5 protein-coding genes are annotated in these 11,258 nt (G+C 59.8%); 4 read left to right on the top strand and 1 reads right to left on the bottom strand.

From position 1 onward, the window contains the following. Positions 1 to 201 (bottom strand): LysR family transcriptional regulator (locus ACWI8T_RS05745; protein ID WP_449138266.1); only part of this gene is annotated, 201 nt, incomplete at its 3' end. 270 nt (positions 202 to 471) lie between these two features. Between ACWI8T_RS05745 and ACWI8T_RS05740 the strand changes: the two genes are divergently transcribed. From ACWI8T_RS05740 to ACWI8T_RS05725, 4 genes are all read left to right on the top strand, one after another. Continuing rightward, entirely contained in the window at positions 472 to 1,431 is a 960-nt protein-coding gene (locus ACWI8T_RS05740; RefSeq protein ID WP_449138265.1) for a DMT family transporter, read from the top strand. A gap of 424 nt (positions 1,432 to 1,855) precedes the next feature. Continuing rightward, the gene (gene rpoB / locus ACWI8T_RS05735; protein ID WP_449138264.1) at positions 1,856 to 5,449 is read left to right on the top strand and encodes a DNA-directed RNA polymerase subunit beta; all 3,594 of its coding nucleotides are present in this window, start codon (positions 1,856 to 1,858) and stop codon (positions 5,447 to 5,449) included. Then, positions 5,450 to 9,823, top strand: a complete 4,374-nt coding sequence (locus ACWI8T_RS05730) for a DNA-directed RNA polymerase subunit beta' (protein ID WP_449138263.1) — start codon at positions 5,450 to 5,452, stop codon at positions 9,821 to 9,823. A gap of 261 nt (positions 9,824 to 10,084) precedes the next feature. Further along, the coding region (locus ACWI8T_RS05725; RefSeq protein ID WP_449138262.1) for an amidohydrolase at positions 10,085 to 11,258 on the top strand (1,174 nt) is incomplete at its 3' end.

Genomic DNA, 11,258 nt, shown 5'->3' with positions numbered 1-11,258 from the left:
AATCCAAGGTAAAAGGTTGCGGCCGTCCTCGGTGAGGCGAACGCCCGAATGGTCGCGTGTGAAAAGCGCCGTACCCATTTCGGATTCGAGCGAGCTCATCATGTAGCTGATGCCCGCTTGGGTGTAGCCAAGCTGCTCGGCGGTACTTTTGAAGCTTCCCGTCTCGGCTGCCAACACAAAGGCTTCATACTTAGACGTCATGGAAACCTGCCGTTTCTCCTGCGATTCCCTTCTTTACGTGTGAAATCAACGGGGTATAAGAAACTCTTTACCTATTACAAAATACTCTAGTTTTACTTTATTTCAACAACCTCGTAGTATACGCATCATCGGGAAGTCGAAATAGGCAATGGCGACCGCCGAAACGACGATAAAGCTCCCGTAAACACCCAAAACAAGCAAGTGGTTTCAAGGCTCTTCGATAAGGCCTTGGGGCTTCTTGCGCTTATTGAAGAAGGAGGACGGCCCAAAGTGACACAGGGTAAGAACATGGTATTTGCGGCATTTGTTGTGCTGCAGGCGATTTTCTACGGCGCAGACAACGTCGTTATGAAGGTTGCTTATGGCGAGATTTCTCCGCTGTGGTGCCAGACCCTTCGTTTTGGCCTGGCCTTCGCTTTGTTCATGGCTCTGTTTGGCAAGCAGATCGTCAAAGGCCTGCGCGGCTCCCGCGTAAGCGCGTGGCTCCCCGTTGGCGTGGTGTACGCGGTCGCGTTTGTCGCGAGCTCGCTGGCCGTCGATATGACGAGCGCTACCAACGCGGGCTTCTTCATTTCGCTGCCGATGCTGTTCACTCCGGTGATCGCGCTCGCGCTTATGCGCCGCACGTATCGCCTGAGCACGCTGGTTCTGCAAATCGCGGTGCTCGCGGGCCTCTATCTTCTGTGCTGCAACGGCGGCGCGCTGTCGTTCGGCATGGGTGAGTTCGTGGGCTTGGGCTCTTCTGCGTTGTTCGCGCTGGGCATCGTGCTTTCCGAGCGCGGCCTTTCCGAAATCGGCCCTGCCGCCATGTCGGCCGTGCAGACCGGTGGAGCTTTCTTGTTCTCGCTGGGCGGCGCGGTTGCGACCGAGCCCGCGCCTGTTTTCGGCGCCGTTTCGGTGGGCGCGTGGGCTGCAGTGGCCTTCCTCGCCATCGCCGGCACGTGTTTGGCGTTCTGGCTGCAGAATAAGGCGCTCGCGCACATTCCCGCCGCGACCGTTTCTGTCATCCTGTGCTCCGAGCCCGTTGTCACGGCGATCATTTCCTTCTTCGTACTCGGCGAGGTGCTCTCGATGATGGGCGTCCTGGGCGCTGCGATTATCGTGGGCTGCACCGTTGCCGCCACGCTGCTCGATTCTCGCGCCGAAAAAGACCAGGTCGAAGAGCTTCCCGCATTCGACCCCGCCTTCGAGGTTGCGCAGGCTCGTACGAGCATGAATCACTCGCTGTAAGCATTCGCGCCGTCTTCTCTCTCCGAGGGCCGCGATCTTCCCCAAAGCGCGTCCTCAGGGTTGCGGATGTTTCTTGAAAGCCGTTCGAAAGAGCGGCTTTTTTTCTTGCCCAATTCCGTCCTTGCGGGTCCCGCCTTTCCGAACCCGCCACCTGCAAAATGCTCGTAGCGTTTAGCAGGTACAAGCCTTTACTATCTAAAAGAAACCAAGTCACTAAAAGATTGTCGCATGCCGTTTTGCCTGTTCCAGCCCTTGAAGGAAATCTCTAAAACCAGAAACTCAACACAGTTCGTGAAAAAAAGTCTTGACTTATTTTCTCAATGTGTTTAAATTTTTCGTTTGCGTAATTAGCCGTGGAAGTATGTCCAAAGGGCTGCCGAAACGGTAAGAATATCGTCTTTTTACCCCAAAGGAAGGAAGACCTGTGGCCAAGGCAGAAAAGACCGGCGCCGGCGTATACAGGGAGCGTCATTCGTTCGCGAAGATCCCTGGCATCGTCGACGTCCCCAACCTCATCGCCATCCAGACCGACAGTTTCAAGTGGTTCATGGAAGAAGGCATCACCGAAGCCTTCAACGACGTGTGCCCCATCGAGAACTCGACCAAAGATATGTGCGTCGAGCTCGGCGAGCATCACTTCGGCGAGCCGAAGTACACCGTCGACGAGTGCAAAGAGAAAGACGTCTCGTATCAGGCGCCCCTCTATGCCAAGATTCGTTTCATCAACCGCGAAACCGGCGAAATCAAAGATCAGAACGACCTGTTCATGGGCGATTTCCCGCTCATGACCCCTCGTGGCACGTTCATCATCAACGGCACCGAGCGCGTTGTGGTTTCCCAGCTCGTTCGCTCGCCCGGCATCTATTTCAGCGCTGAGCGCGACAAGACGTCCGACAAGACCATCTACGGCGCGAAGGTCATTCCTTCCCGCGGCGCATGGCTCGAGTTCGAGACCGACAAGCGCGACATTCTGTCGGTTCGCATCGACCGCAAGCGTAAGCAGCCGGCCACGCTGCTTCTGCGCGCCCTCGGCATCGCCGACACCCGCGAAGAAATCATCGATATTCTCGGCAGCTCCGAGATGGTGCTGCGCACGCTCGATCGCGACCCCGCGACCACCAAGGAAGAGGCGCTCATCGAGCTGTACAAGCGCTTCCGTCCGGGCGAGCCGCCTACGATCGACTCTGCGCGCACGCTGCTCGACGGCCTGTTCTTCAACCCGCAGCGCTACGACCTCGCCAAGGTCGGCCGCTACAAGGCGAACAAGAAGCTCGGCTTTGACCCCGAATTCGACGCTTCCACGCTCACCATTGAAGACATCGTCGCAACCATGCGTTACATCGTCGCTCTCCACGAGGGCGAAGAGGGCTACCAGGTTGACGACATCGACCATTTCGGCAACCGTCGTATCCGCACGGTCGGCGAGCTCATCCAGAACCAGTTCCGCATCGGCCTTTCGCGCATGGAGCGCGTTGTGCGCGAGCGCATGAGCATGCAGGAGCCTGACGAAATCACTCCGCAGAGCCTCGTGAACATTCGCCCCATCGTGGCTGCCATCAAGGAATTCTTCGGTTCTTCGCAGCTGTCGCAGTTCATGGACCAGGCAAACCCCGCCGCAGGCATCACGCACAAGCGTCGTCTGTCCGCTCTGGGTCCTGGCGGTCTGTCGCGCGAGCGCGCAGGCTTCGAGGTTCGCGACGTTCACAATTCGCACTACGGCCGCATGTGCCCCATCGAGACGCCTGAAGGCCCGAACATCGGCCTTATCGGCTCGCTGGCGACCTTCGCCCGCGTGAACAGCTACGGCTTCATCGAGACCCCGTACCGTCGCGTTATCGACGGCAAGGTGACCGACGAGGTCGACTACCTCACCGCCGACGAGGAAGAGAACTACGCCATCGCCCAGGCAATGGAGAAGTTCGACCCCGAGACGCGCGTGTTCGGCGAGACCATCGATGGTGTGTTCGTGCCGTCTGAAAAGATTCTTTGCCGCACCCGTGACGCCGACGGCGTCTTCGGCGAGCCTGAGGAAGTCGCTCCCGAGCGCGTTGGTTACATGGACGTGTCTCCTCGCCAGATGACTTCTGTCGCTACCTCGCTTATTCCGTTCTTGGAGCACGACGACGCAAACCGCGCCCTTATGGGTTCGAACATGCAGCGTCAGGCTGTGCCTTTGCTGCAGCCCCACGCGCCGTACGTCGGCACCGGCATCGAGCACCGCATCGCGGTTGACTCGGGCGAAGTGCTCGTTGCCCAGAACCCCGGCGTGGTCGACTACGTCGACGGCTCCACCATCATCATCAAGAATGATGAAGGCGAGTTCGACGAGTACCTGGTTCCGAAGTTCCAGCGTTCCAACCAGAGCGGCTGCATCAACAACAAGCCTATCGTGCGCAAGGGCGACGAGGTCCATGCGGGCGACGTTTTGGCCGACGGCCCCAGCTGCGACCACGCAGAGCTGGCGCTTGGTCAGAACCTCATGGTCGCTTACATGACCTGGGAAGGCTACAACTACGAGGACGCTATCATCGTGTCCGAGCGCGTTGTTGCTGAAGACCTGCTCACGTCTATCCATATTTCTGAATACGAAGTCGACGCTCGCGACACGAAGCTCGGCCCCGAGGAAATCACTCGCGAGATTCCGAACATCTCCGACGACATGATTGCCGACCTCGATGCCGACGGCATCATTCGCGTTGGCGCCGAGGTGTTCCCTGGCGACGTTCTGGTCGGCAAGGTCACCCCGAAGGGCGAAACCGAGCTCACCGCTGAGGAGCGCCTGCTGCGCGCCATCTTCGGCGACAAGGCTCGTGAGGTTCGCGACACGTCCCTCAAGGTTCCTCATGGCGCCGGTGGCCGCGTTGTGGGCATCTATCGCTTCAGCCGCGAAAACGGCGACGACATGGCTCCGGGCGTCAACGAGCTCGTGCGCGTGTACATCGCCCAGAAGCGTAAGGTGCAGCAGGGCGACAAGTTGTCCGGCCGCCACGGCAACAAAGGTGTTATCTCTCGCGTTCTGCCTGTTGAGGACATGCCTTACCTCGCCGACGGCACGCCGATCGACGTCATGCTGAACCCCTTGGGCGTTCCTTCCCGTATGAACGTCGGCCAGCTGCTCGAATGCCACCTTGGCTGGGCTGCTAAGTGGGGTTGGTCCGATGAAGCCGAAACCACCGAGGCCGTCGAAGGTCCGAAGTACGTCGCAACCCCCGTGTTCGACGGCGCGACCGAGGAAGAAATCGTCGACGTCATTGGCAAGGCGAACCGCAACCTCATCAACCTGAACCATGCGAAGTACGGCGATATGGCCCGCGACGAGTTCGTGCCACAGCTCAACGAGTTCGGCAAGACGTGGCTCTACGACGGCCGCACGGGCGAGCGCTTCCGCGAGCCCATCACGGTCGGCTTCCCGTACATCTTGAAGTTAGGCCACATGGTCGACGACAAGATCCACGCACGTTCGACCGGCCCTTACAGTCTCATCACCCAGCAGCCTCTCGGCGGCAAGGCCCAGTTCGGCGGCCAGCGCTTCGGCGAGATGGAAGTTTGGGCGCTGTACGCGTACGGCGCTTCCAACGTGCTGCAGGAGATTTTGACCATCAAGTCCGACGACACGTCGGGCCGCGTGAAGGCGTACGAGGCCATCGTCAAGGGCGAGAACATCCCGCCCGCGGAGGTGCCCGAGTCGTTCAAGGTTCTGTTGAAGGAAATCAAGTCCTTGGGCCTCAACGTCGAGATGATCGGCGAGGACCACAAGGCGATCGACTTCGACGCCGCCGAGCTCGAAGCCAAGGCGGCCATGGCGAGCCGTCATCACAACGAGGGCGACGACGACATGCTCTCGAACATGATGAACGACGCTTCCAAGACCGAGAAGGAACAGGCCGATGCCCTGAGCGACATCGCTGCCGACCTTCAGAGCATGATGAACGACGTGACCGACGCGAACCCCGATGTCGAGAGCCTGATTGGCTCCGATGAGCCGAAGTCCACCTTCGGCGAAGGAGAGGAAGAGTAAATGAGCGATTACGACGTGAGCAACTTCAGCGCCCTGCGCATCTCTCTCGCGAGCGCCGAGGATATTCGCAGCTGGTCGCATGGCGAGGTCAAGAAGGCCGAAACCATCAACTACCGCACGCTCAAGCCCGAAAAGGACGGCTTGTTCTGCGAGAAAATTTTTGGCCCCACCAAAGACTGGGAATGCGCCTGCGGCAAGTACAAGCGCGTTCGCTTCAAGGGCATCGTGTGCGAGCGCTGCGGTGTCGAAGTTACCCGCAGCAAGGTTCGCCGCGAGCGCATGGGCCACATCGAGCTTGCGGCTCCCGTGAGCCACATTTGGTACTTCAAAGGCTCCCCGAGCCGCTTGGGCTACCTGCTCGACATTGCCCCGAAAGAGCTCGAGAAAGTTCTGTACTTCGCCAGCTCCATTGTGACCTGGGTCGACACCGAGTCTCGCGATGAGGATGTCGAAGAGTTGCGCGACGAGCTCGCCGCCGACCTTGAAGAGCTCGATGCCGAGCGCGATCGCCTGATCGAGGCCACCCGCCGTCTGTCCACGGAATACGTTCCGGAAGACGACGAGTTCGCCGACGAGATCGACGACGACGAGCGCATGGAGCCCGAAGAGGTCGAGGCTGAAATCGCCGACATCTATGACGAATACAACGAGCGCAAGGCTCTGCGCACCGAGGCGTTCGACGCGTTCTTGAAGATCGTGCCGAAGCAGCTCGTGCCCGACGAGGCCCTGTATCGCGAGATGCGCATGAACTACAGCGACTACTTCCATGGTGGAATGGGCGCCGAGGCCGTGCGCGACCTGCTCGACGACATGGACCTGGAAGCTGTTGCTGAAGAGCTCAAAGATACCATCGAAAATGGCAAGGGCCAGAAGCGCGCCAAGGCTATTAAGCGCCTGAAGGTCGTTGACGCTTTCATGAAGAGCGACAACAAACCTTCCGACATGATTCTTGACGTCATTCCGGTTATCCCGCCCGATTTGCGCCCCATGGTGCAGCTCGACGGTGGCCGCTTCGCAACGAGCGACCTCAACGACCTGTATCGTCGCGTGATCAACCGCAACAACCGTTTGAAGCGCTTGCTCGACCTCGGTGCTCCCGAGATCATCGTGAACAACGAGAAGCGCATGCTTCAGGAAGCTGTCGACTCGCTGTTCGACAACGGCCGTCGTGGCCGTCCCGTCACGGGTCCGGGCAACCGTCCGCTGAAGTCGCTCTCTGACATGCTCAAGGGCAAGCAGGGCCGCTTCCGCCAGAACCTGCTCGGCAAGCGCGTCGACTACTCTGGCCGTTCGGTTATCGTCGTCGGTCCTCAGCTGAAGATTCACCAGTGCGGCCTGCCGCAGCAGATGGCTCTGGAGCTGTTCAAGCCCTTCGTTATGAAGCGCCTGGTCGAGCTCGAGTACGCCGCCAACATCAAGGCTGCTAAGCGCGCTGTCGACCGTGGTGCAAGCTACGTGTGGGACGTCCTCGAAGAGGTCATCGTCGACCACCCCGTGCTGCTGAACCGCGCACCTACCCTGCACCGTCTGGGCATCCAGGCCTTCGAGCCCGTGCTCGTCGAGGGCAAGGCCATCAAGCTGCACCCGTTGGTCTGCACCGCGTTCAACGCCGACTTCGACGGCGACCAGATGGCTGTGCACGTGCCGCTGGGCAACGAAGCCCAGGCTGAGGCTCGCGTGCTCATGCTGTCCGCCAACAACATCAAGTCGCCGGCTCATGGCCGCCCGCTGACCATTCCTACCCAGGACATGATCATCGGTATGTACTTCCTCACCACGGTTCGCGATGGCTTCCCGGGCGAGGGCCGCGTCTTCGCGAGCGTCAAGGACGCTTTCGACGAGTTTGAGGCTGGTACGGGCGTTGACATTCAGGCTCGCATTTCGGTGCGCGCTACGCGCGACATGCAGATCGCGAAGTCGTTCAGCGATTTCGAGACCGTGAAGGCTGGCGAGCGTTTCGAAACGAGCATCGGTCGCATCATCTTCAACAATGTGCTGCCTGAGGACCACCAGTTCGTCAACTATGTTGTGAACAAGAAGGAAATCGGCCGCCTCATCGAAGAGTGCTCGAACCGCTACGACGTTTCCGATATGCCGGGCATTTTGGACGGCTTGAAGAACGCTGGCTACCACTACGCCACCAAGGCTGGCATCACGGTGTCCGTTTTCGACGCCACCATGCCGCCGAACAAGGCTGAGCTGCTCGCCGCTGCCGACGCCAAGGTCGACGCGATCGATGAAGACTACGAGATGGGCCTCATGAGCCCTGAAGAGCGCCATAAGCAGGTCGTTGACATTTGGAACGACACCACCGAGGAAATCGGCGAAGCCATGGCTGCCAACTTCGACCAGTACAACCCCATCTACATGATGGCCGACTCTGGTGCTCGTGGTAACATCAAGCAGATTCGCCAGCTGGCTGGTATGCGCGGCCTCATGGGCAACACCAAGGGTGGCACCATCGACCGCCCGGTTAAGTCGAACTTCCGCGAGGGCCTTTCGGTTCTGGAGTACTTCATCTCCACGCACGGCACTCGTAAGGGTATGACCGACACCGCTCTGCGTACGGCTGACTCGGGTTACCTGACCCGTCGTCTGGTCGACGTCGCGCAGGATGTTATCGTTCGCGAGATCGACTGCGGCACGCCCGAGGGCGTTCCCTACCCGCTGCACAACGAGAAGGGCGAGATCGACGAGAACCTCATCGGTCGCTGCCTGCTCGAGGACACGGGCGATTTGCTTGCTGGCGATTACATTACCAGCATGGATCAGCTCAAGGCGTTTGAGGCTGCCGGCATTGACACGGTCGTCATTCGCACGGTCATGACCTGCCACGCTGAGCATGGCGTGTGCCAGAAGTGCTACGGTTGGGACTTGGCCACGGGCCGTCCGGTGAACATTGGCACTGCAGTCGGCATTATCGCCGCTCAGTCCATTGGCGAGCCGGGCACGCAGCTCACCATGCGTACGTTCCACGCCGGCGGCGTTGCTGGCGACGACATTACGCACGGTCTGCCTCGTGTTACCGAGCTTTTCGAGGCTCGCAAACCTAAGGGCCAGGCTGTGCTCGCCGAAATCGCAGGTACCCTGCAGATTACCGGCGACAAGACCACCAAGACGCTCACCGTGCATGACACCGAGGGCAACTTCCGCGAGTACGTCGTTTCGGCGCGCGCGCAGATGCTGCCTGGCATCATCAACGGCTGCGCTGTGAAGGTTGGCCAGCAGCTCACCAAGGGTTCTGTGAACCCGCACGACTTGCTGCGTTTGACCGACCCGAACACCACGCTGCGCTACATCGTTGCCCAGGTCCAGGACGTGTACGTGTCCCAGGGCGTAGACATCAACGACAAGCACATCGAGGTCATCGCGCGCCAGATGCTGCGCAAGGTCGTTGTCATGGAGGCTGGCGATTCCGAGCTTCTGCCCGGCCGCCAGGTGAACCGCCACGAGTTCGAGCGCGTTGCCAACGAACTCATTGCAGAAGGCAAGCAGCCTCCCGTGGGCCAGCCCCTGCTGCTCGGCATCACCAAGGCTTCGTTGGCCACCGACTCGTTCCTGTCGGCCGCGTCGTTCCAGGAGACCACCAAGGTTCTCACCGACGCCGCGATCGAGGGCAAGACCGACGTGCTCGCCGGCCTGAAGGAGAACGTCATCATCGGCAAGCCGATTCCTGCTGGTACGGGTCTTCCTCGCTACCACAAGGTCGGCCTCACCTACAAGGGTGCTCCCGTGCATCCCGAGGGCGAGGAGCAGCTGCCCGATTACGCGCCGCGTGAGCTTCGCGAGATCGAAGACCTGCTGCCTCAGCCTCAGGACTGGTCGCTCGACGAGAACTACATGGGTGGCTACGGCAACTACTTCGGCGGCGGCAGCTTCCGCGGTGGCCGCGCCAACCAGCTCTCCGACGAGGACGCGCGTCTGTACCTCTACGACGACCTGGGTGTTTCGCAGCGCTGGGCTAACAAGTTCAGCGAAGCGGGCATCGAGACCGTTGGCGACTTGGTCGGCTATACCGAAGATGAGCTTCTGCGCATCGAGGGCATTGGCGCCAAGGCCATCGAAGAGCTCAAGACCGGCCTTGCCGAGCATAGCCTGAGCTATCTCATCGAGGACGACCTGGCTGCGTCCAACGACGATATGAGCCAGCTGCTCGACATGGTTTTCAGCCCCGACGACACGGTGCTCATCGGCGGCGATTCGCCGGCGACGTTCAGCACTGAAGGCGAGGAAATGCTGGGCGAGGCTCTGCCGCCGCGCAGCTACCATCGCGACCTGAGCGAACTCGACGCCCTGCTGGGCGGCCTGGGCGACTTGGGCTTCGGCGAGACGAGCGAGAAGCACGAAGCCGAGTCTGACGAAGACGAAGAGTAACGTGCGATTCGCATAATCGATATTGAATGCCGCTCCGGGAAACCGGGGCGGCATTTTTGCGTTTGGGCCAGTGCGCCCGTGGAGCTTCTCATTGTTGGACGCCTTCTTTGAGTCGCCAGTGGAATGGGCGGTTGCGAACTATGGCAAAGATACGAATCATGAGCACAGCTCACACCCTTGTGACCGCCGCCGTAGCATGCTTGTGTTAGGGTTGAATGGGGAATATGTAAAACGCCGGTATGGGCGAGGAAGGTACGCGAGATGTCAAGCGCCGAAAAAGCCAAGAAAAAGCAGCGCAACCAGGAGTGCTGCAAAGTCAGCGAGGAAATCAAGCAACGCGCGGCAGACATGGAGAAGGAAATCATCGCTGAGCGCCGTTATTTCCATAAGCATCCCGAGCTATCGCTGAAAGAGACCGAGACGGCAAATGCCCTTTGCTGGCGTCTTGCCTCTATGGGCATCGAATACACCCGCGTACCTGGAAACGGTATTATCGCGACCATCAAAGGAACGGCGCCCGACGCATATGACGCAGAGGGAAATCCGCGCCGTCGCATCGCGCTGCGAAGCGACATTGACGCCCTGCCCGTAACCGAGCTCACGGGCGCTCCGTATGCGTCGGAAAACGAAGGCGTCATGCATGCGTGTGGCCACGACTGCCATATGTCCATGCTGCTCGGCGCGGCGCGCATTCTTTTGGGCATGACCGATGAAATCCATGGGGAAGTGCGCTTGCTGTTCCAGCCTGCCGAGGAATGCTCCGTTGGCTCTCGCATGATGATTAAGGCGGGGGCGCTCGATGGCGTCGATACGATTTTCGGCACGCATATTTGGAGCGAAGTCGATGCGGGAACTATTTCATGCGCGCCTGGTCAGCGCATGGCCAACACCGACTGGTTCCGTATCGACATCAAGGGCGTGAGCGCTCATGGCTCCATGCCCCACAAAGGCGTTGATGCCGTGGTGGTTGCGGCCGAAATCGTGGTGGCGCTTCAGGTTCTTGTGAGTCGCGACATTTCCCCCTTCGAGCCCCTCGTGGTTACCGTGGGCGAAATCCATGGAGGCGAAGCCCGCAACATCATGGCTGGCTCGGCCTACCTTACGGGCACGATTCGTACATGGAGCGACAAAACGCGCAAAGCCATGCCCGAGCGCCTGGAGCATCTTATCCAGCGTTCGGCGAAAGCGTTCAACGCGAAGGCGAAACTCACGTATCAAGAAGGCAATGCCGGCCTGTCGAACGATTCCGAATGCGCCGAGCGTTGCCGCAAGTCTGTCGTGAAGCTGTTCGGCGAAGAAGCGGTCAGCGATTACGAAGGTACCCTCGCAGGTGAAGACTTCAGCGAATATCTCGACATCGTGCCTGGCGTGTTTGTGTTCCTCGGCTGCCGAAACCCCGATGTTGATGCGGTGTATCCTCAGCACAGCGGGTACT

Source organism: Slackia sp., from assembly GCF_977041755.1.
This window is presented reverse-complemented; position numbering and strand designations above follow the sequence as displayed.